General features: G+C 42.4%; 14 protein-coding genes, 2 tRNA genes and 3 rRNA genes. 3 read left to right on the forward strand and 16 right to left on the reverse strand.

Annotated features, from left to right (window positions below; translation table 11 throughout):
* Positions 1-24 precede the first annotated feature (24 nt).
* Positions 25-846 carry a UDP-2,3-diacylglucosamine diphosphatase gene (locus tag ABTV71_RS20305; protein WP_433900845.1) on the forward strand — a complete coding sequence of 274 codons (822 nt, stop codon included), beginning with the start codon at positions 25-27 and terminating at the stop codon, positions 844-846.
* Positions 847-922: 76 nt separating this feature from the next.
* Here the strand turns inward: ABTV71_RS20305 and ABTV71_RS20310 are convergent, their stop codons facing one another.
* Both ABTV71_RS20310 and ABTV71_RS20315 read right to left on the reverse strand, forming a co-directional pair.
* Positions 923-1606, reverse strand: a complete 684-nt coding sequence (locus ABTV71_RS20310; protein WP_121124134.1) for a metal-dependent hydrolase — start codon at positions 1604-1606, stop codon at positions 923-925.
* 10 nt (positions 1607-1616) lie between these two features.
* The gene (locus ABTV71_RS20315; protein WP_121124053.1) at positions 1617-1922 is read right to left on the reverse strand and encodes a YbaB/EbfC family nucleoid-associated protein; all 306 of its coding nucleotides are present in this window, start codon (positions 1920-1922) and stop codon (positions 1617-1619) included.
* 99 nt (positions 1923-2021) lie between these two features.
* Between ABTV71_RS20315 and ABTV71_RS20320 the strand changes: the two genes are divergently transcribed.
* Positions 2022-2648 carry a hypothetical protein gene (locus ABTV71_RS20320; RefSeq protein ID WP_433900846.1) on the forward strand — a complete coding sequence of 209 codons (627 nt, stop codon included), beginning with the start codon at positions 2022-2024 and terminating at the stop codon, positions 2646-2648.
* An 80-nt stretch (positions 2649-2728) separates the two neighbouring features.
* Here ABTV71_RS20320 and ABTV71_RS20325 read toward each other — a convergent pair whose 3' ends face one another.
* On the reverse strand, positions 2729-3724 hold the full coding sequence (locus ABTV71_RS20325) for a hypothetical protein (protein ID WP_433900847.1): 996 nt from the start codon (positions 3722-3724) through the stop codon (positions 2729-2731).
* 234 nt (positions 3725-3958) lie between these two features.
* On the opposite strand from ABTV71_RS20325, the gene ABTV71_RS20330 reads away from it, so the two are divergent.
* Positions 3959-4564, forward strand: a complete 606-nt coding sequence (locus tag ABTV71_RS20330) for a thymidine kinase (protein WP_433900848.1) — start codon at positions 3959-3961, stop codon at positions 4562-4564.
* Positions 4565-4903: 339 nt separating this feature from the next.
* Here the strand turns inward: ABTV71_RS20330 and ABTV71_RS20335 are convergent, their stop codons facing one another.
* From ABTV71_RS20335 to ABTV71_RS20395, 13 genes are all read right to left on the reverse strand, one after another.
* Positions 4904-7627 carry a carboxypeptidase-like regulatory domain-containing protein gene (locus ABTV71_RS20335; protein ID WP_433900849.1) on the reverse strand — a complete coding sequence of 908 codons (2724 nt, stop codon included), beginning with the start codon at positions 7625-7627 and terminating at the stop codon, positions 4904-4906.
* Positions 7628-7745: 118 nt separating this feature from the next.
* Positions 7746-9209 carry a cardiolipin synthase gene (gene cls / locus ABTV71_RS20340; protein ID WP_121124061.1) on the reverse strand — a complete coding sequence of 488 codons (1464 nt, stop codon included), beginning with the start codon at positions 9207-9209 and terminating at the stop codon, positions 7746-7748.
* A gap of 57 nt (positions 9210-9266) precedes the next feature.
* Positions 9267-9956: a sulfite exporter TauE/SafE family protein gene (locus ABTV71_RS20345; RefSeq protein WP_121124063.1), complete on the reverse strand. Its 690-nt coding sequence runs from the start codon at positions 9954-9956 to the stop codon at positions 9267-9269.
* A gap of 9 nt (positions 9957-9965) precedes the next feature.
* A complete protein-coding gene (locus ABTV71_RS20350; protein ID WP_433900850.1) occupies positions 9966-10388 on the reverse strand; it encodes a FixH family protein in 423 nt (140 codons plus the stop codon).
* Positions 10389-10399: 11 nt separating this feature from the next.
* Entirely contained in the window at positions 10400-11788 is a 1389-nt protein-coding gene (gene ccoG / locus ABTV71_RS20355; protein WP_433900851.1) for a cytochrome c oxidase accessory protein CcoG, read from the reverse strand.
* A gap of 15 nt (positions 11789-11803) precedes the next feature.
* A complete protein-coding gene (locus ABTV71_RS20360; RefSeq protein ID WP_433900852.1) occupies positions 11804-12697 on the reverse strand; it encodes a cbb3-type cytochrome c oxidase N-terminal domain-containing protein in 894 nt (297 codons plus the stop codon).
* Positions 12698-12700: 3 nt separating this feature from the next.
* A complete protein-coding gene (locus tag ABTV71_RS20365) occupies positions 12701-12895 on the reverse strand; it encodes a hypothetical protein (protein ID WP_108632970.1) in 195 nt (64 codons plus the stop codon).
* Positions 12896-12899: 4 nt separating this feature from the next.
* Positions 12900-15038, reverse strand: coding sequence for a cytochrome-c oxidase, cbb3-type subunit I (gene ccoN, locus ABTV71_RS20370; protein ID WP_433900853.1), 2139 nt, complete (start codon positions 15036-15038; stop codon positions 12900-12902).
* 565 nt (positions 15039-15603) lie between these two features.
* A 5S ribosomal RNA gene (gene rrf, locus ABTV71_RS20375) occupies positions 15604-15715 on the reverse strand.
* A gap of 172 nt (positions 15716-15887) precedes the next feature.
* Positions 15888-18771, reverse strand: a 23S ribosomal RNA gene (locus tag ABTV71_RS20380).
* A gap of 278 nt (positions 18772-19049) precedes the next feature.
* Positions 19050-19123: transfer RNA gene (locus ABTV71_RS20385), tRNA-Ala, on the reverse strand.
* Between the two features lie 12 nt (positions 19124-19135).
* Positions 19136-19209, reverse strand: a tRNA-Ile gene (locus ABTV71_RS20390).
* A 121-nt stretch (positions 19210-19330) separates the two neighbouring features.
* Positions 19331-20860: ribosomal RNA gene (locus ABTV71_RS20395) — 16S ribosomal RNA — on the reverse strand.
* Together the 16S, 23S and 5S rRNA genes with 2 tRNA genes alongside form the textbook arrangement of a ribosomal RNA operon.
* Positions 20861-21546 lie beyond the last annotated feature (686 nt).

The following is a 21546-nucleotide window of genomic DNA, read 5'->3' on the forward strand; positions in this document are numbered from 1 at the left end:
AAAGAATATTTATAGTTTATTCCGATGAAAAGAAGCCTTGATATACTTGTACTCTCAGACATACACTTAGGTACATACGGAAGTAGAGCCAAAGAGCTTTTACTTTACCTGGAATCTGTCGCACCCAAGATATTGATCCTCAATGGCGATATTGTCGATATCTGGCAATTTAAGAAAAGTTACTTTCCGCAAGATCATTTAAAGGTTATCAAGAAGATCATTGACTTGAGCTCGACGGGTACTGAAGTCCATTACATAACCGGCAACCATGACGAAATGCTCCGAAAATTTACGGACCTTAAACTTGGTAATATCAAACTGAGCAACAAACTTCTTCTTTCACTCAATAATCAAAAAGTATGGATCTTTCACGGGGATGTTTTCGATGCATCCATCCATCACTCGAAATGGCTGGCAAAACTTGGCGGCTGGGGTTATGATAAGCTGATACAGCTGAACAATGTCATTAACTATTGCTTGGATAAAATGGGAAAAGAGAAATATTCGCTTTCAAAAAAGATAAAAAACTCTGTTAAAAAAGCCGTCAAATACATCTCGGACTTTGAGCATACGGCAACGGAACTGGCGATTGAAAAAAATTATGATTTCGTGATCTGCGGTCATATTCATCAACCCCAGATAAAGGAAGTTATCACCAGAAAAGGCACCTGCACCTATATGAATTCTGGTGATTGGATCGAAAATCTCAGTAGCTTAGAATATAAAAATGGTGAATGGAAGCTATTCTATTTTGAAGAGAATAAGAAACAGATCCTTAAAAACAAAATCATTGACACTCCCCTTTTCAGCTTAGAGGATCTCAAGAAAATCGTCATCTCATCCTAGACGGAAAATGGATAACCGCATAGCTGGATAAAATTATTTAGACAAAAAAGCCGAACTAGTTCGGCTTTTTTATCTTTTACAAGGTTATTGTTTCCCCTATTTTTGGAAGAGACAGTGAAATATCTTCGTTTTGAAATTTGTCCAAAGCCTTTTGTTTATCAATCTGAATTGGCGGAAATGAATCATAATGAATCCCTACCACACGTGAACAGTTAATAAATTCCGCTGCTTTGATCGCGTCATCTACATCCATGGTATAATATCCACCGATTGGTAGAAATGCCCAATCTAATTTCAGATCTGCCAACAGCTTCATTTCCATGGTCAACGCCGTATCGCCGGCGAAATAAATCTTTTTCCCCTGTACATTAAAGACAAATCCAACCGGAAATCCGCCATATTGGCCATCCGGCGTACTATTCGTATGCGCAGCATAAACCATTTTGACAGTGCCAAAAGGCAGCTGTATCGTACCGCCAAGATTGAACTCAATCACCTTATCGTCAGGCACGCCCTGTCTTCTTACCCATGCCGCTGTTTCTACAATGGCCAATACTGTAGCATCGCTATTTTTTTGGATGGTTGCCATATCTGCGACATGATCTTGATGTCCGTGGCTTAAAAAAATGTAATCGGGCTTAATCGCGTTTACATCAATTGCTTTCGCCAGTGGATTATACGTTACGAAGGGGTCCAATAAAACCTTCGCTCCATCAAAATCAAACTCAACACAAGATTGACCGTAATAAGTTGCTTTCATGATCATATTGCTATTGATTAAATAAACCGCCTAAGCCGCCTAACATATCCTTACTCGCTGCCTGCATTTCAGCCTGACTGATATTCTCTGCTTGGACTAATGCCTTGTTTAAAGCAACAACCAATAATTCCTCCAATTCTTCTTTATCCGCATTGGACAAAAAAACAGGGTCTATCGTAATCTCCTTAATCTCTTTATTGGCTGTTGCAACTACCCGGATCAAACCACCTTCAGCCTCACCGGATACCGAAATAGTATCTAGTCTTTTCTTGATTTCTTCTGCCTTTTGTTGTGCCTGAAATAATTTGTCAAACATATCTATCACATTTATTTGATGCCAATTTACAAAAATCCTCCAATACCTACTATTGCTAATTTACTTTCGCTAATGCTCGCCTTTTTGTATTTTTGCAGCATGCAAAGCAATCAGGAAAAATTAGTTGCCCATTTTTTGGAACAGCTGAATCTAAATAACAGCACTTTCTCACCGGAAACATACGCTAAATTAGCAGCAAAGCAATCGGCAATCGTTAGCATCGAAGACGTCATTGCTTATATCAATACTCTTGGCGAAGAATTAAACAGCGAAGAAAATATCAATGAGCTCATTGAAAAAATAGAAGACGAAACCAGCATCTTGATTCATAAGCTCAAATTTATAACGGCCAGTGACAGGCCCAAAGTATTGGTTTTAGATCAAATTGAACCATTGGAATTCAATGAATCGGCCTACCTTCAGGAGTCTATCAAAATAGCGGGCGGAATTCCGACGACAACTGCCCATGAGGCAGATAAAATTATCCTCATTGACAGCGGTGAAACTGTATTTACCCATATTCCGCTATTATTAAATGATCCGTCAATTGCACAATCAAAGGCCATTGAACTCGATCAGCTTTTTATTATGACAAAACCCGGTTTTGCCCAGACCCCAGGATACGAATACCTTACTGAGCTGGAATCTCTGGCGGAAATCTTACAGCCAAAATATTTCGTTTACGGCCACGAAGGCAAAGACTGGTTACAATTTCAATTGAAATAGCAGCAAACAAGTAGTTCATATCCATCAAAAAAAAGCATCTTTAAATTGATTAAAGATGCTTTTTTTGATGGAATTATGCACTAGCTGTACCTTCTTCGCAATACCTCATATAATTTTTCAACGGTATGGGGTTTATCTGCCCACCTATTTTTGATCGCATAATTGGTTTGCAAAAATGCATCAGCTTCTGCATAGCTGCTAAATCTGTTTAATAACTCTACTGCTTCGCTATAAGCCAAACTATAGCCATTAAATAGGTCCTTAATAAATAAAAGCTTATCGTTCAAACTTATTCCGGTTTTGATGTCGGTCAGTTTATCGGAACTTCCGGATTGATTGACTTGATATACCCGGTTTTGTACTCCGGCTTGCTTTTGCTGCGAGATAATCTCATTTAGGGTGAGCGGTCTGGAAGGAGTCTCCTGCACTACCGTATTGACTTCTTCCTGGATAAGGCTCTCCTGAACTTCTTTGATGATAACCTGTTTTGGTTCTTCTATAACCTCGGTAACCACCACCGGTTCTTCATCAATGAGGTCTATCTTGGGTTCATTTATGGTATACTGATTTTCCTCAACCGGTTCTACAGCAGCTTCGGGTGTTGTAGGTGGAGCCTGATCAACGGTTGGTGAATTAGCTTCATCTGCAATCTTCGTCGAATATGAAACTGCTGGCAGATCCACTGTTTCTTCTGCTTCCGCCTGCGCTTCTACAGCAGCTTCATTTGAGTTTTTAGATGTGCCGCTATCCACATTATGCTGTGCGGTGTTTTCAGTTTCAACAATGGGCTGGTTAGAAGTCCGTATCGAAGATGGCGGTGTAAAATAATCATTGAATGTTATTTTTTTACTCTCCAAAACCGATTCTTTTAAGGTATTTTGAACTTGCCCACCTTGTAATACAGCATCTGTCTTAAGTAAAGTGACGTAAGCTGCCACAGATTGTGCTTTCGCTTCCAAACGCACCAAATCACTTAATTCGGCAGTACCGTCTTTTTCCGACAAATCCAAATACTGTGCATTCAAATCTTGTAATAAATCTCCTATCTGATTAAAAATTTCTTCTTTAGTACCCATAATTCTATTTGAAATCGCCTGTTAATCGTTTATAATACCTTTACATTCCTTACCTTAAAAAGTGGAAAACTCAATCCTTTGATTTATAAATATTTGAATTCGCAATCACTTTTTTGCTACTCAAATTTAATATTTAATTCTGATATTAGCATTGTCAAAAACAGAATATAATAGGAGGCCCATGGACAAATAATACCTTATTTGCTGGCCATCCGAAAAAAATAATTTAATCAAATGCTTTTTTCCGAACATAATCTGACATTGAGACCAGCTCGATATGGAAGTATTGAGGTTATCTGTGGATCAATGTTTTCTGGCAAAACCGAAGAATTGATACGCAGGCTAAAACGGGCACAATATGCGCGGCTAAACGTTGAAATTTTCAAGCCTGCGGTCGATAAACGATATGATGAAAAATTGGTCGTTTCCCACGACAGCAATAGTATCCCCTCTACTCCGGTTGAAAATTCTTCGGCAATCCTGCTATTGAGTTCGGCTACCCAAGTTGTTGGCATAGATGAAGCCCAATTTTTTGATGACGGATTGACAGAAGTATGTGTCAAATTGGCAAACAGTGGAATTCGTGTAATTATTGCCGGATTGGATATGGATTATAAAGGTCAACCCTTCGGTCCAATACCAAGTTTGATGGCAGTTGCTGAACATGTCACCAAAGTTCACGCAGTATGCATGCAATGCGGCGCTCCAGCGAATTATTCTTATCGGCTCACAGATGACACACAAACCGTACTACTCGGTGAAAAGGAAGCCTATGAACCACGCTGTAGGCAATGTTATTATCATCTGGATCAACAAGGTCACTCGCATAATCAAGGCTAGGGATACACCCCCCAATAGCCATCTCATTCTTCTACCGGGTATCTATCGATCCCTCCGATCAAAAAACAGCAGCTTGCCATTTGCATTTACTTGATCTATTTATAACATTTCTGTTAGAAATAACTGCCAGATAGACCCAGAATCAATTTGGCATAGGATTTGAAATACACTTTACAAATAAGAAGCTAAACGCTTTCAAAAGCGACAAAATACTTTTCATAATTTAGGTTTATAATTGGTTAGTTTGCACCTCCTTGCCCATCAAGGAGGTGTTTTTTTGTTATAAAAAAACGCTGCTCTTTTCAAAGAACAGCGTTTCTATTGGTAAGCTCAATCTCATTAGGGTTGCACGCGATAGTTGATCACTTTTCGACCAATATTACCCGTCTGGTCCATCCCTTCGACAATCACTTTATAATTGCCGTTTCCATCCGCATTGTAGAATTGGACGGTGGCCTCCCCTGTCTCGGTTACCGTTACCTTTGGATTCCAATAAATGGTGGTCCGCAGGTCATTTGCCGATTTTCGCTCTGGTGTATCATATTTCGGCGTGTAGAACTTACGTTCTTTAACATAGCCTAGCGGGAACATGTCTATAACATTCGATTTTGGCAGGAGTTTCTCAATTTCACTCAAAGCCATCCGAGGTTTCTTGGCCTCCACTTTCTTAGTATAAATAGAGACAACACCATTGTTTTGATACATTCTCGATACCGTACCCAATTCGTCACGCAAAAAGATTTCTATTCCCTCGATATCTGCGACATTTATACTGTTCAATCCAGGTTCGTCTATGGCCATACCATTTAGGAAAAACTGAACAGGTGTACGTCCACCAGCATTGTAATCACGCGAAACATAATATTTCAATGTTTGGGGATCATAAGTAATTCCCGTTAAAACAGTCTGCAGACACATAGTCAATACATTACATCCTGTTAAGCGTTCTGGCTCGATACGATGTTCAGGCATAGACAAACCCGAAATAGATGGAAAATCCTTATTGGTGATGACCTTTTTCTGAACTCCCGTCACCTCTACTTCATCCAACAGAATAGATTTTCGATACTCTTTTCTGCTATTATCCAGATAAGGCGCTATTGCTTGGTCGATATTGGGAACAAAATAGCTTTTATAACCATTATTCTTATCTATTTCGGGATAATAACTCTGATCCATATTGATCACCAGACTCCGATAATTATCATTTGACCGCGCATTTACGGTCACTTTAGATGAATCAGGAAAAACAAGGTCTTTGAATGTAAATCGGCCATTTTGATCGGTGTAAACATCCTTTTTGATATTCCGTGAAGGTACAGACAACAACAGGCCCCCATTTGGATATGGACGACCGGTATTCATGCGCAGAATCCCCGATAACTCGATCCCCTGTTCAGGAAGAAAACTAATCGGAGGTAACTTTTCAGCGATTAATGCAGGATAATCAAAACGGCGATACCCCTGTGTCATTAATAAGGCATCCAAGGCCTTTTCGCGGTTTGGATTTTTTTCGTCAAAATAAGCATTCGGGTTTTCGACATTCCCTTTCAGATCCGAAGTCAACAGAAAATTACTCACAATGGAGAGGTCAGCCTGGTCATTATAAGGGACCTTAGACTCATCAATTACTGAAACGGAATAACTGCCTGGATATTTCTGTCCATTATTATCAACGGAAAGTTTTAAATTAACCAGATCTTTCGCCTTATAACTTTGTTTGTCGCTGGCGACCTGAATGTTGAGTAATTTCTCACTCTGTACAAATGCCAGACGCTCGCTTACAGGTTTGCCGTCAGGAGTCATTAAAGTGACCTGAACGATACCGTTAGGTAATCTTTCTTTTGGAATATTGACCAGCGCAGATGAAGATTTTAGATTAACCTGAGCCCCAAAACAGAGATGACCATTCGACTGAACCAATACATAATAAGATTGAGCAGGATTTTTCGAAAAATTATCCTCGCTAGTCACAACAGCAAATTCGGCATTTGTTTCATCCTGCTTGACAAATACAACATTTGTCTTATCATTAGCAACAGCCGGAAGCTTATATTTACGTTCCTGTCCATTGTCAAATTTGATGACTGCCTGGTAGTTTTCTCCAGCTAAAGGCAACAAGGAGAAATACCCCATTCCCGATCCAAAATCTTCGAATTCTGCAACAGATTTTCCTTTTGAATCGAGAATTGAACCTTTTACTTTCAGACTCTTGCCATCAGATCCCACAGCTTTAAAAGCCACCTTTTTGGCAAGTCCGGCAATTAAGTCTCCACCCTCAGGAAAAAATTGCACATCCGCATCCCAGAGGGCATTTTTCAGCAGAAAAGAACTGGACAGCGGCTTTTCATTTTTATTTTCCTGGATACTCACTTTTAATTGGCCTTTCTCCAGATTAGCCTTCTCTTTTACCGATAGATTGATCGTCACCTTCCCCATCGCATCCGTTTCACCTTTGCCTTTATCGACAGTTTCCCATCCCGACACAAATTCCCAATTGATCTTTGAATTAATCATCGGCTTGCCTGTTCGGTCCCTGAACTGTATGACAGCCTGGCTTTTATTTCCACCGAGATTATTCTGAAATTCAATATTTGTGGCCAATTTCTTATTGATCACATCACCTATTGGAACAATTTTATTGAAGAAGTAAGCAGCGTCAAAATTTGACATCCATTTGGTATAAGCTCTGAAACGATAGTTATCCTGCACCATGAACTGTGGATCAAGCACCATCTGTCCATTTCCGACACCTTTGTCCAGCGGAATTCTAAAGGTCTGAATAAGCGAATCACGACTATTCAAAACTTCCACATAGGCAATTTTACTCGGCTCGTATTCTGGAAGATTCCGTGATAAATAAGTAGAAAACCATAATGTATCTCCCACGGCATAATAGGGCTTATCGAAATGCAGGTGTACTTTCTCTGTCGGGTAACCCTGGAAATATTTTTGAACGCGTTCTACGATCGTATTAATAGGTAATGTAGGTACAGTCTGAGCATACGTTGACCCAACTCCTAAAATCCCTATCGATAAAGTCAATAGTTTTATGTGCTTCATTGAAAGTCTTAGAATTAAAAAAAGAATAGCTAAATATATTCAATTTTACCCAAAGGCCAGCCCTATTACGGCATTTTTAACATTTATTATATCATTATACCTGCATTCAGGCAAACTGCTAAAGTAAAGGCGCCAATAAACGGCAGATGGAATCGACCCCCCGTTTCCAGCGGCTTCTTTGCATCCATTTACGAATTGTAATTAAGTCCGAAGCTTCAATATCCGCAAGAAATTGATTGTTCAGACGTTCACATAACGCTTTGTCAGAGACAATTCCCGATATCTCAAAATTGATGTAAAAGCTTCTAATATCCAGGTTCGTAGTACCCACATAGGCTAGTTTACCATCGATACAGATCGTTTTGGCATGTAGAAATCCTTTGGTGTAAAGGTATACATTTACTCCCCTTTCAAGCAGTGGTTTAATAAAGGAAAAAGACGCATGCTGTACAAAAAAGGAATCGGATTTTGCCGGCAACATCAGATCAACGCGAACCCCTGAAGAAACCGCCAGCATCAAGGCAGTTGTCAATTCATCACTCGGAATAAAATAGGGTGTACACAACTGCACATATTCCTTCGCTTCATTGATCCCGGCAATAATTGCCTCCATATTGAATGGAGCCGGGGAACCGGGATCGCTCGCTGTAAAGCCAACACCACTCGCGTCTTCATCAGCAATCGGAAATCTATTTAAATAGCCTTTACCTAATTCAAATGATTCCGCGTCCGTTTGATTCCAGCTATTCCAAAATTGAATCTGTAAGGTATTTACGGCTGCACCGATAATCATCATCGCAGTATCACGCCAATAAATATCATTTTTTCCATTATTGATATAGCGGTCTGAAATATTGATTCCACCGATAAAACCAACCTTTCCATCGATGACCGCAATCTTTCGGTGATTTCGATAATTACTATTGGCTAATGAAGTGAATGTAACAGGAAGAAAAGCCTCAAAAAGGAAATCCGGCTTATGTCGATGTAAATATTTAATTACATCAGGAGCACCAAAACTGTCCAGGATCAAACGCACTGTCACTCCTGCTTTTGCTTTCTCTTCTAGAATTTGTAATATTTCGCGTCCGACCTCATCCATTTCCCAAATATAGTACTCCATATGAATGGAATGTTTTGCGTCTTTCAATTGCTGAATCAATACCGGAAATTTTTCCTCGCCATTAATAAACAATGTCACGTCGTTATTTAGGGAAAATGTGGATATTTTCTGGTTTTTTAGGTACCTATAGACCATAGCCAAACTACCTATGCGTTCGTTCAGGGTATCAATATGTTCCTCCATAATTTCCGATTCCTTACGCCAGGCATCAAGTAATTTTTTTGACTGCTCACGGTACATCCGCTTCATTTTTTTAACTTTCTTAAATTTTTGGCCAAAGAAATAATAACTGAGCAGACCGATTACAGGCAGAAAAACAATCACCATAATCCAAGCGATCGTTTTGGCAGGGTTTCGGTTTTCAATCAAGATGGTGCCGATTACACCAATATATAAGATAAGTAAGGGAATCCAGTAATATTGTAAAGCAATTTGTAAAATATGATGAAGTACCTCCATATGATGCGCTAAGTTTAGTATCAAATATAATACTTAGCGCCGACAAATTGTTTCCCCTTAAGCACAGTTTATTGTACCTTCAATATGGATAAGAGGACTTAAATAAGGGATATTTAAGTTCGCTCCTCTAAGTATAAACCAGATTCCGAGTAGGAAATATAAAAAAGGCACCCATTTTGAAAAGCCAATTTTGAAAGCTCTGGAGAAGTTCCCTAAAAAGGAAAACAAAAACAACAGTGGAATTGTCCCCAATCCAAAACACAACATAAATAGAAAACTCTGTTGCGGACTGTCGGCATTCATTGCGGACATTAAAGCCATATATACCATACCACAAGGTAATAATCCGTTTAAAATTCCCGCAACAAAACTTCCCCCCGGTCTATACAACCATTTCGACAGAAGTCTGACAAAGGGCTGCACGGAACGAGTCTGCAAGCGGGCGAGGGTACGATTGTTCTTCCCTACGAGCTGAAAGACAGCAATCAGCACCAGTATTATCCCTGTGATCCAGCTCAATGCACGTTGCCAGCCCTGAATTTGTGCAAATGTACCAATGGTTCCCAGAAGAAATCCCAGGCTACCATAAGTCAAAACCCGGCCTAATTGATACAGTACTTTATTTAGAAAAATACACCAATTCAGCTCTCGCCGACCCTCAATCGCAAAAATTAGAGGACCACACATGACAGCACAGTGTATGCTTCCAAATAAGCCCATAAAGAATGCAAAATAGGTATAGTTCATACTCCCGTTTTAAAATAAAATATGCTCCTCAAATAAAAAATCCTTGCCTTCGCTTTTCCAGTCCACATATAAATTCCACATCCCTTTGTCGAATGTGGAAATAGGCAATACCAGCAGATTATCCGTTGTCTGGAATGGCAGCTCCCTATCTAGCTTACTATCCGATGGTTTACGAAACAATAGCTTTCCTTTGTTTACTTTCGATACAAAATGTATGTAAAGTGTGTCTTTTCTGAGCGCAACCGTCGGCATCTCTTTCATGCTCAATACATTCTGTTTTTTTTCATAAGCCTGATCGTAGTTCAAGCCTTGTTCATAATAATCGTCTTCTTCTAAGCTGTCCGTATCTTGAGTGACCATGTAAAATCCAACCGCAACGATGCACAACATAAATACCGCTAAGATTAAAAAAATTTTTGTACCCCAATTCATTGTTCTATTTTTTAATTCATCCCGGGAGGAGCAATAAAAGTTGTTTTTAAGCTTTCAACTTTTTTATCTCCTGAATAGATAGATAATTTGATATTACTTTTATATGTTTCGACGTCCTTGTTTGCGATAATCAGAAAGAAGCTTAAAGTCGCGTGTCCATCTTTACCAAGCTTTTGGATGGGATTAACCAATTGAATTTTGAGTTTCGGATCCTCGCATACTAATCGAAAAGGCATCTCCTTGCCTGATTTATTAATTAATTCCAGGGCGTAAAGATTACTGATTGTCTTATCGTCCCGAAGCTGGTAGGTACTTCCTTTTGCCCGCAACAACCGGCCATCAACAAGGGAGCGATTGAACAGCAAAAAACCAAATACCGACATCAGCGCCACCAAGACAATGGAGTATGCCACCGCCCGGATATTGCTTTTCTTCTTGAGCGTACCTTCAATCTCCCCCATTGGGTAAAAACCGATCAGCTTTTTGGGTTTCCCGATTTTTTCCATGACAGCATCACAGGCATCGATACATGCTGTACAGCTCACGCATTCCAATTGTAGGCCTTTACGGATATCAATTCCTGTTGGACAAACGTGCACACAGAGTTTGCAGTCCACGCAGTCCCCCCGTGAAGTAGAAGTACCTTTTTGTTGCTTTCCTCTGGGTTCACCACGTCTATGATCGTAGGCTACTGTAATACTTTGATCATCCAGGAGGACGCCTTGCAATCTTCCATAGGGACAAATTGCAATGCAGACAATTTCTCTGATGTAGGCAAATACAGCATAAAATACCAGTGTGAATACGATGATGGAGATTAAGCCGGCAATATGCTGATCCAATGGGTCGGTGATAATTTTAATCAATGCATCCGAACCGATGATATAAGCTAAAAAGATGTTTGATATAAAAAACGAGATAATCAGAAATATGCCATGCTTTAATAGCTTCTTCATCTGTTTCTGATCGGTATCAGGACCTTCATCGCATTTTTTTTGTTGTTGCCAATCCCCTTCAATCCAATATTCAATTCTCCTGAAGATGAGTTCAAGAAAAATTGTCTGTGGACATGTCCATCCACACCAGACACGTCCAAAGACCACTGTAAATAGCACTACGCAGACCATAATGATCAACATCCCAAAAACAAATATATAGAGGTCCTGGGGGTAAAAAAGGTTTCCTAGAATCGAAAATTTCCGTTCAATAATATTAAACATTAAGAACGGTTCGCCATTTACCTTGATGAAAGGAGCTACAAATAAGAACAGTAGCAGTGTATAACCAACCCACTGTCTCTTTCTATAAAGTGCTCCCTGCGGTTTTTTAGCATAGATCCACTGTCTCTTTTTTGACTTAGATCCACCATTATTGGCATTATTAACTACTACTGTACTCATTTCAATCTTGATTAACTATTCAGCTTTTTTTTCTTTCCCGGCACCATCATTTGCTTTTGCTGTATCCTCAGCATTTCCGTAGGTTACCTCTTCTCCTTGTGGTTCTTTTGGATTGGCAGGATGTGTATCTCTCAGCGTAACAATATAACTTGCCACCTGTGCAATTTGCGCAGGGCTTAAAGTTTGCTCCCAAGGCACCATTCCTTTATCCGGAACACCATACTTAATAGTTTTAAAGAGATCTTTAATCTCACCGCCATGCAACCAAAATTTATCTGTCAAGTTGGGGCCAATACCGCCCTCCCCGTTTCCACCATGACAGGCGACACAGTTTGCAGCGAATATTGCTTTTCCTTCAACCGCCATGTCTGGCTCAAATTCAACAGTATTTTCATCAACATTGCTGGCAGAAGCAGCTAGATACGCTTGTCTTTCCTTTTCTGCGACAACCATTTCATGTGCATACTCCTGGTCCTGGTTCATACCGATCCCAGAAACCTGATAGATGAATAAGTAGACCACCCCAAAGAAGATCGTCCCATAGAATAAAAAATTAAACCAGATTGGAATGGGATTGTCCAGTTCGCGGATACCATCGTATTCGTGATCGATGACTATGTCCTTTTCTTCAGAGATAGGTCTTATTCCCATGATCTTGTTCCAAGATCGTTTCAACCATCCCCTATTGGCTAATTTCTTGAGTTCTTCTTCTTTGACCAATTCAGGCATCGTAATCTTAATGATGGATTTCATTGCGCGGTTGACCATCAATGCCGAGGCCAGAAGGGCCAACATCACGATTATCAATACGATAATTAAGATATCTGTGTATAAATTATCCGTACCAAAACCCCAGGAAGGCTGAATGACTTCTACGGTGGCAGGCGCAGTATCTAATAATAAACTCATATACTATATACTTTCAGGTGAATGATTCGTTTCCTTTTCAGTTTCCTCCTCCAAAGGCAGCTCCTTCATATAGTTTACATAGTCCTTTTTCATGCGAAACAACATGATTGCGACCGAAATAAAAAAAATCAGGAATATCCAAAGTGATACAATAAGGTAAAGCTCACTTCCGTTCAAATTTGTGATTTGTTTAAACATAGTCTTATTGAATTACGTTAACATCCTCAGCCGCTTTCGGAGCTGCTTTTATATCCGTTCCCAATCGTTGTAAATAAGCGATTACTGCTATAATTTCGCGATCGGCCAATACATTGACTTGATTCTGTTTCAGATCGTCCGCAATTTTTTGCGCCTGTTTATGCAGATCTTGTTCCGCATTTGCTATCGCCGCATCCGTATAGGGAATTCCTAGTTTGCGGAGAGCCTCCATTTTATCTTTCAAAATAGAGTTATCCAACTGCTGGTCTATTAGCCAAGGATAAGAAGGCATAATACTTCCCGGAGAAGTTATGGTTGGGTCCAAAAGATGATCAAAATGCCATTTATTTGGATATTTGGAACCAATACGATGCAAATCAGGCCCGGTACGTTTCGATCCCCATAAGAATGGTGTATCGTATACATATTCGCCAGCTTTGCTATATTCACCATAACGGGCAGTCTCCGATCTAAACGGACGGATTGTTTGTGTATGACAATTGACACAGCCCTCTCTGACATAAAGGTCACGTCCTTGCAGTTCCAGTGCTGTATAAGGCTTCACACTTGCAATTGTCGGTACGTTTTTGGAAATGGTAAATGTAGGAACCATCTCAACCATACCACCGATCAGAATCGCGATAAGCGCCAATACCATGAACAATATAGGTTTACGCTCAAGACGACGGTGCTGGGACTGCTCATTGACCTGAACCGGTAATAGAGCTGGTGCTTCGGCAGGCTCATTGGCCAGCAACTTCCCTTGCTTCATGGTCTTAATCAGGTTGAACGTCATCAGGAAGACACCTGATAAATAAAGCGCCCCACCTAAAGCTCTCATCATATGCATTGGTAGAATTTCCAATGTTGTTGCTAAGAAGTTTGGATATTTCAAAACCCCTTCTGGTGTAAACTCTTTCCACATTAGCCCTTGTACAACTGCTGCCCAATACATCGGAATAGCGTAAAATAGAATTCCAAGTGTACCGATCCAAAAGTGCGTGGAGGCTAATTTCTTCGAGTAAAGTTCTGTTTTATAAATACGTGGGATTAGCCAATAAAGGATACCGAATGTCATAAAACCATTCCAGCCCAATGCACCAACGTGTACGTGCGCAACGATCCAATCGGTAAAGTGTGCAATCGCATTTACCTGCTTCAAAGACAGCATCGGTCCTTCAAACGTTGCCATACCGTAACAGGTCAGTGCGACGACCATAAATTTCAACATAGGTTCAGTCCGTACTTTATCCCAGGCACCGCGCAGTGTCAACAGACCGTTTATCATACCGCCCCAACTTGGTGCAATCAGCATAATCGAAAATACTACGCCAAGGGACTGAACCCAACTTGGTAATGCTGTATATAACAAATGGTGAGGTCCGGCCCAGATATAAATAAAGATCAATGACCAAAAGTGCAGAATACTTAATTTATAGGAATAAACCGGGCGATTAGCCATTTTCGGCAAAAAGTAATACATCATTCCCAAGTAAGGCGTAGTCAGGAAAAATGCTACAGCATTATGGCCATACCACCACTGCACAAGTGCATCTTGTACACCTTTGTAAACATAGTAGCTTTTCCATCCTGCTACCGGCAGTTGAATGGAGTTAACGATATGTAATACCGCTACCGTAACAAATGTGGCAATATAGAACCAAACTGCGACGTACATATGACGTTCACGCCTTTTGATAATTGTACCAAACATATTGATGCCAAACACCACCCAAATAAGAGTGATTGCGATATCAATTGGCCACTCCATTTCGGCATACTCATGACTTGAAGTAAGTCCTAGCGGAAGAGTGATGGCCGAGGCGACAATAATTAACTGCCAACCCCAAAAATGGAGCTTACTTAAAGCATCACTAAACATTCTTGCTTTAAGTACCCGCTGCAAGGAGTAATAGACTCCCATAAAAATACCATTACCTACGAAAGCGAATATCACGGCGTTGGTATGCACCGGGCGTACGCGGCCAAACGTGGTATACTGCAACCCGAAGTTCATTTGAGGCCAAACAAGCTGCGTCGCCACAAGCAATCCTATGGTCATACCAACTATCCCCCAAATAATGGTAGCGATTCCGAAATTTCTGACAATTCTATTGTCGTAATTAAATTGCTCTAACTGCATTACTTAAATTGTTGATTCTGAATCAAAATTAAGCAGCATTTTATGACAATCTAATGATAGAGAATGCGTACAAAAGTGATGTACGTCACTTTACTTTATTGGGTCAAATATCGAATATCCGTTACGTAATACTTGATTTTAAGCCATTTAAACAACAACAATGAATAGCACAGTAGTTCACGCTATCCATTCTGAGATCAAAAGTGACGGTTATCACATTCATAGAAGAAGTAGGTATATTTTCTTCCGATTAAGGCAGCATTCAATAAGGTTATTTTCATCGTTCGAATGGGAACATCCAATGGCTATCAATGCTAGACCCAGTATATAAATGCATTGTATTTCTGGGTAGCACTATCGGCAGCAGGAGGTCACTGGTATTTGCTTAAATCTGCTGCTCTATTCCTATTCAGGAAAGATTCAAATTATAGAGGTTCTTTCAATTTAAGATCACTATGGTAAGAGCAGCAATAACATTGGCCTAGCCATTGTTCTCTGGAATCTTATGGGAAGTATGTAAACGAAAGAAGCCCTTGACTGTTTCCAGCAAGGGCTTCCGTGTAAAAAAAGGCACCGACCTACTCTCCCACCTGTTACGGCAATACCATCGGCTCTGGCGGGCTTGACTGCTCTGTTCGGAATGGGAAGAGGTAGACACCGCCGATATAGGCACCTAAAGTTTTTTTATAGTATCAAGCTGTCAGACATGAGTATTTAGACTTTCCTCTGAAAGTGTATACCCATCCTATAGCTCACACTATATTGACATATATATTGAAAGAGTTCTGTTTCTTTTTTATTCTTTTTTCGTTTCAAAAATTAAAGAGGAAGACAACAGTGTCTGTCTGCTTGAGAAAGCTTCGGGCTATTAGTACCACTCGGCTTTGGTCTCTCAACCTTTACACCTATGGCCTATCAACGTAGTCATCTCCTACGACCCTATTAGGAAGTCTCATCTCGTGGCTAGTTTCGCACTTAGATGCTTTCAGCGCTTATCTATTCCAGACGTAGCTACCCTGCCGTACACCTGGCGGCATAACAGGTTCACCAGAGGTCTGTCCAACCCGGTCCTCTCGTACTAAGGTCAGATCCACTCAAACTTCCAACGCCCACAACAGATAGGGACCGAACTGTCTCGCGACGTTCTGAACCCAGCTCGCGTGCCACTTTAATGGGCGAACAGCCCAACCCTTGGGACCTTCTCCAGCCCCAGGATGTGACGAGCCGACATCGAGGTGCCAAACCTCCCCGTCGATATGAGCTCTTGGGGGAGATCAGCCTGTTATCCCCAGCGTACCTTTTATCCTTTGAGCGATGGCCCTTCCATACAGAACCACCGGATCACTATGTCCGTCTTTCGACCCTGTTCGACTTGTCGGTCTCACAGTCAAGCAAGCTTATGCCATTGCACTCCGCGTACGGTTACCAAGCGTACTGAGCTTACCTTTGAAAGCCTCCGTTACCTTTTTGGAGGCGACCACCCCAGTCAAACTACCCACCAAACAATGTCCTCCACATGATGGAGTTAGAAACCGGATACAGAAAGGGCGGTATTTCAAGGGTGATTCCATGACTCCTGGCGAAGCCACTTCAATATCTCCCGCCTATCCTACACATCCTGTACCCAATCTCAATGTTAAGCTATAGTGAAGGTGCATGGGGTCTTTCCGTCCCGTTGCGGGTAATCGGCGTCTTCACCGATACCACAATTTCACCGAGCTCATGGCTGAGACAGCGCCCAGATCGTTACACCATTCGTGCAGGTCGGAACTTACCCGACAAGGAATTTCGCTACCTTAGGACCGTTATAGTTACGGCCGCCGTTTACTGGGGCTTCGATTCAATGCTTCTCTTGCGATGACATCCCCTCTTAACCTTCCAGCACCGGGCAGGTGTCAGGCCTTATACTTCATCTTGCGATTTTGCAAAGCCATATGTTTTTGTTAAACAGTCGCCTGGGCCTTTTCACTGCGGCTGCTCATCACTGAGACAGCGCCCCTTCTCCCGAAGTTACAGGGCCATTTTGCCGAGTTCCTTAGCCATGACTCACTCGAGCACCTTAGGATTCTCTCCTCGACCACCTGTGTCGGTTTGCGGTACGGGTCTTCATAACCTGAAGCTTAGCGGGTTTTCTTGGAAGTCTGTTTACCTGCTCTATCAGCGCCACCGGAGCTTTGCTGTACTATTGGGTTTCAGCTAGAGTTGCGGATTTGCCTACAACTCCAATACCTACGCCTTTCAACGAACTATTCCGTCAGTTCGCGGCAGTGTCACTACTCCGTCACCACATCGCAGTTATCAAGAGTACTGGAATATTAACCAGTTGTCCATCGGCTTGCCCCTTTCGGGTGCGCCTTAGGTCCCGACTGACCCTGATCCGATTAACGTTGATCAGGAAACCTTGGTCTTTCGGTGGGCGGGTTTCCCACCCGCCTTATCGTTACTTATGCCTACATTTGCTTTTCCATAACCTCCACACAGCATTACCACTGTGCTTCCCCGGCGATGGAATGCTCCCCTACCAGATGCATATCTTTCAATGCAAATCCATAGCTTCGGTACCGTTCTTGATGCCCGTTTATTATCCACGCCCGGCCGCTCGACTAGTGAGCTGTTACGCACTCTTTAAATGAATGGCTGCTTCCAAGCCAACATCCTAGCTGTCTGGGCAACCGGACCTCGTTAGTTCAACTTAGAACGGATTTGGGGACCTTAGCTGATGGTCTGGGTTCTTTCCCTCTCGGCCTTGGACCTTAGCACCCAAAGCCTCACTGCCGGCCATATCTGATAGCATTCGGAGTTCGTCTGGATTTGGTAGGATTTGACTCCCCCGCACCCAATCGGTAGCTCTACCTCTATCAGACTCCATGCCGACGCTGTTCCTAAAAACATTTCGGGGAGTACGAGCTATTTCCCAGTTTGATTGGCCTTTCACCCCTACCCTCAGGTCATCCGGAAACTTTTCAACGTTTATCGGTTCGGTCCTCCATTACATGTTACTGCAACTTCAACCTGCCCAAGGGTAGATCACAAGGTTTCGCGTCTACCTCATCTGACTATGCGCCCTATTAAGACTCGCTTTCGCTTCGGCTGCGTCCCTGAAGGACTTAACCTTGCCAGACAAGAGTAACTCGTAGGCTCATTATGCAAAAGGCACGCTGTCACAGAATCTCTCTGCTCCAACCGCTTGTAAGCACACGGTTTCAGGTTCTTTTCACTCCCCTGTTCGGGGTTCTTTTCACCTTTCCCTCACGGTACTGGTTCACTATCGGTCTCTCAGGAGTATTTAGCCTTACCAGATGGTGCTGGTGGATTCCCACAGGATTTCTCCGGTCCCGCGGTACTCAGGATACCACTATGCCAATATTCTTTACCTGTACGGGGCTCTCACCCTTGTCGCGCAGTTTCCCACCTGCTTCCAGTTCATAGCATTGTACAATCTCGTGGTCCTACAACCCCGACCATGCCGTAACATGATCGGTTTGGGCTCTTTCCCGTTCGCTCGCCACTACTTGGGAAATCATTGTTATTTTCTTCTCCTACGCCTACTTAGATGTTTCAGTTCAGCGCGTTCGCGTTTTATACGACTATTCTTCAAATAGTCAGGTTGCCCCATTCGGAAATCTCTGGATCAAGTCGCATTTGCCGATCCCCAGAGCTTATCGCAGCTTATCACGTCCTTCTTCGCCTCTGAGAGCCTAGGCATCCCCCGTGTGCCCTTATTTACTTTCTTCACCGGCATAGCCTTTTGCTACTATGCGGCTGCTTTTGATATATATACCCGTATGCTACGCAAAGATTCGTCCGGCATTCACCGGGGGTCTCCTCTTTACATCAGACACATACACGTATTGTCTCTACTGTTGTCTTCTCTTGTAATTTTTTTTCTCTTTCAATATGTCAAAGAACTCTTTTTTTAGTAACCAGTAGTTAGATGTTAGTATTTAGACTCCTATATATCGCTATACCGTCATCTTCATACTAAATACTTGATACTATGTACTAAGAACGTGGAGAATAACGGATTCGAACCGTTGACCCCCTGCGTGCAAGGCAGGTGCTCTAGCCAGCTGAGCTAATTCCCCTTTTTAATTTCGTAGTCCCGAGCAGATTTGAACTGCTGACCCCTACATTATCAGTGTAGTGCTCTAACCAACTGAGCTACGGGACTAGCTATTCTGTTCATCTATCTCTCTCAGGGACCGCTCCATCCGGGGCGGGCACTTTCTTCTGATGTTTTATTCTTTTTCAATCATATGTAACGTGACGAGTACCGGTCCGCGATACTCTAGAAAGGAGGTATTCCAGCCGCACCTTCCGGTACGGCTACCTTGTTACGACTTAGCCCCAATTATCGGTTTTACCCTAACACGCTCCTTGCGGTCACATGCTTTAGGTACCCCCAACTTTCATGGCTTGACGGGCGGTGTGTACAAGGCCCGGGAACGTATTCACCGCGTCATTGCTGATACGCGATTACTAGCGAATCCAACTTCATGGGGTCGAGTTGCAGACCCCAATCCGAACTGTGAATGGCTTTTAGAGATTAGCACCATATTGCTATGTAGCTGCCCGCTGTACCATCCATTGTAGCACGTGTGTAGCCCCGGACGTAAGGGCCATGATGACTTGACGTCGTCCCCACCTTCCTCTCTGCTTGCGCAGGCAGTCTGTTTAGAGTCCCCACCATCACATGCTGGCAACTAAACATAGGGGTTGCGCTCGTTGCGGGACTTAACCCAACACCTCACGGCACGAGCTGACGACAGCCATGCAGCACCTAGTTTCGTGTCCCGAAGGACGGATGCGTCTCTGCATCCTTCACTAACTTTCAAGCCCGGGTAAGGTTCCTCGCGTATCATCGAATTAAACCACATGCTCCTCCGCTTGTGCGGGCCCCCGTCAATTCCTTTGAGTTTCACCCTTGCGGGCGTACTCCCCAGGTGGATAACTTAACGCTTTCGCTTGGACGCTGGCGGTCTATCGCCAACATCGAGTTATCATCGTTTAGGGCGTGGACTACCAGGGTATCTAATCCTGTTCGATCCCCACGCTTTCGTGCATCAGCGTCAATACCAGCTTAGTGAGCTGCCTTCGCAATCGGAGTTCTAAGACATATCTATGCATTTCACCGCTACTTGTCTTATTCCGCCCACTTCAAATGGATTCAAGCCCGTCAGTATCAAAGGCACTGCGATGGTTGAGCCACCGTATTTCACCCCTGACTTAACAGGCCGCCTACGCACCCTTTAAACCCAATAAATCCGGATAACGCTCGGATCCTCCGTATTACCGCGGCTGCTGGCACGGAGTTAGCCGATCCTTATTCTTCCAGTACATTCAGCCAGATACTCGTATCTGGGTTTATTCCTGGACAAAAGCAGTTTACAACCCATAGGGCAGTCATCCTGCACGCGGCATGGCTGGTTCAGGCTTCCGCCCATTGACCAATATTCCTTACTGCTGCCTCCCGTAGGAGTCTGGTCCGTGTCTCAGTACCAGTGTGGGGGATTCTCCTCTCAGAGCCCCTAGACATCGTCGCCTTGGTAAGCCGTTACCCTACCAACTAGCTAATGTCACGCGAGCCCATCTCTATCCTATAAATATTTAATCAACCGGACATGCGAACTGTTGATGTTATGCGGTGTTAATCTCTCTTTCGAGAGGCTATCCCCCTGATAGAGGTAGGTTGCTCACGCGTTACGCACCCGTGCGCCACTCTCATTAACTTAAAGCAAGCTTTAAGTTAAATCCCGTCCGACTTGCATGTATTAGGCCTGCCGCTAGCGTTCATCCTGAGCCAGGATCAAACTCTCCATTGTAAAATGAAGTTTTTGATTCCAACTATTTATAATAATCAGAATTCTTTTTTTATATCTCTGATCTTGGACCGAATTGAACTATTCTTGAATTTGTTCATGACTTTCGACTTTCGTCTGTCTACCCGTCACGCTTACATGATTGTGTTTTCTTAAAGAACTTCTCTCGCTTCAACTTCCGTATCCGCTATATTCCGATGGCATTGCGCCGTCTTTATCTTATTTGTTTCCCTTCGTTTTCGTTGGGACTGCAAAGGTAGAAATCTTTTCGGAACTTCCAAAAAACTTTTGAAGTTTTTTTTCTTTTCTCTTTTTCCGATTTCCGCGTTTAAAATAAACTCAGCGGGATTTTAAATCCTGCCGAACTCTCATTAAACCCTTCTTTTTTCATGGACACCTGCTCTCGCGGTAACCGTCCCTCCCTTGCGGAGTGGTGCAAAGATAGGGAGTTTAATAACAAACTTCCAAGACTTTTGTTCTTATTATTTTCATTTTGCCGCTAACTGGCTGTCAATATGGAAGATTCTTTTTGCGTTCTGGCCGTGGGAGCTGCAGAGGGTGGGAAAAAGGGCTGATCACAGGACTGCGGAATAACCCCTTTCATAACTGTACTTTCTTATTCTTTTAGTTAGGGTTTAGTTAGGGTTTGTTTAGGTTTAGTTTAGGTATAGTATAGGTAGGACCTAAAC

The organism is Sphingobacterium puteale (genome assembly GCF_050986225.1).
Lineage (GTDB): Bacteria > Bacteroidota > Bacteroidia > Sphingobacteriales > Sphingobacteriaceae > Sphingobacterium > Sphingobacterium puteale.

What these genes read in the sequence shown, in the direction of transcription:
- ccoN (WP_433900853.1), bottom strand. Translation starts at nt 15,038, where the DNA reads ATGCAGTTAGAGCAATTTAATTACGACAATAGAATTGTCAGAAATTTC.
- ABTV71_RS20335 (WP_433900849.1), bottom strand. Translation starts at nt 7,627, where the DNA reads ATGAAGCACATAAAACTATTGACTTTATCGATAGGGATTTTAGGAGTT.
- ABTV71_RS20305 (WP_433900845.1), top strand. Translation starts at nt 25, where the DNA reads ATGAAAAGAAGCCTTGATATACTTGTACTCTCAGACATACACTTAGGT.
- ABTV71_RS20310 (WP_121124134.1), bottom strand. Translation starts at nt 1,606, where the DNA reads ATGAAAGCAACTTATTACGGTCAATCTTGTGTTGAGTTTGATTTTGAT.
- ABTV71_RS20325 (WP_433900847.1), bottom strand. Translation starts at nt 3,724, where the DNA reads ATGGGTACTAAAGAAGAAATTTTTAATCAGATAGGAGATTTATTACAA.
- cls (WP_121124061.1), bottom strand. Translation starts at nt 9,209, where the DNA reads ATGGAGGTACTTCATCATATTTTACAAATTGCTTTACAATATTACTGG.
- ccoG (WP_433900851.1), bottom strand. Translation starts at nt 11,788, where the DNA reads ATGAGTACAGTAGTAGTTAATAATGCCAATAATGGTGGATCTAAGTCA.
- ABTV71_RS20365 (WP_108632970.1), bottom strand. Translation starts at nt 12,895, where the DNA reads ATGTTTAAACAAATCACAAATTTGAACGGAAGTGAGCTTTACCTTATT.
- ABTV71_RS20315 (WP_121124053.1), bottom strand. Translation starts at nt 1,922, where the DNA reads ATGTTTGACAAATTATTTCAGGCACAACAAAAGGCAGAAGAAATCAAG.
- ABTV71_RS20330 (WP_433900848.1), top strand. Translation starts at nt 3,959, where the DNA reads ATGCTTTTTTCCGAACATAATCTGACATTGAGACCAGCTCGATATGGA.
- ABTV71_RS20320 (WP_433900846.1), top strand. Translation starts at nt 2,022, where the DNA reads ATGCAAAGCAATCAGGAAAAATTAGTTGCCCATTTTTTGGAACAGCTG.
- ABTV71_RS20345 (WP_121124063.1), bottom strand. Translation starts at nt 9,956, where the DNA reads ATGAACTATACCTATTTTGCATTCTTTATGGGCTTATTTGGAAGCATA.
- ABTV71_RS20360 (WP_433900852.1), bottom strand. Translation starts at nt 12,697, where the DNA reads ATGAGTTTATTATTAGATACTGCGCCTGCCACCGTAGAAGTCATTCAG.
- ABTV71_RS20350 (WP_433900850.1), bottom strand. Translation starts at nt 10,388, where the DNA reads ATGAATTGGGGTACAAAAATTTTTTTAATCTTAGCGGTATTTATGTTG.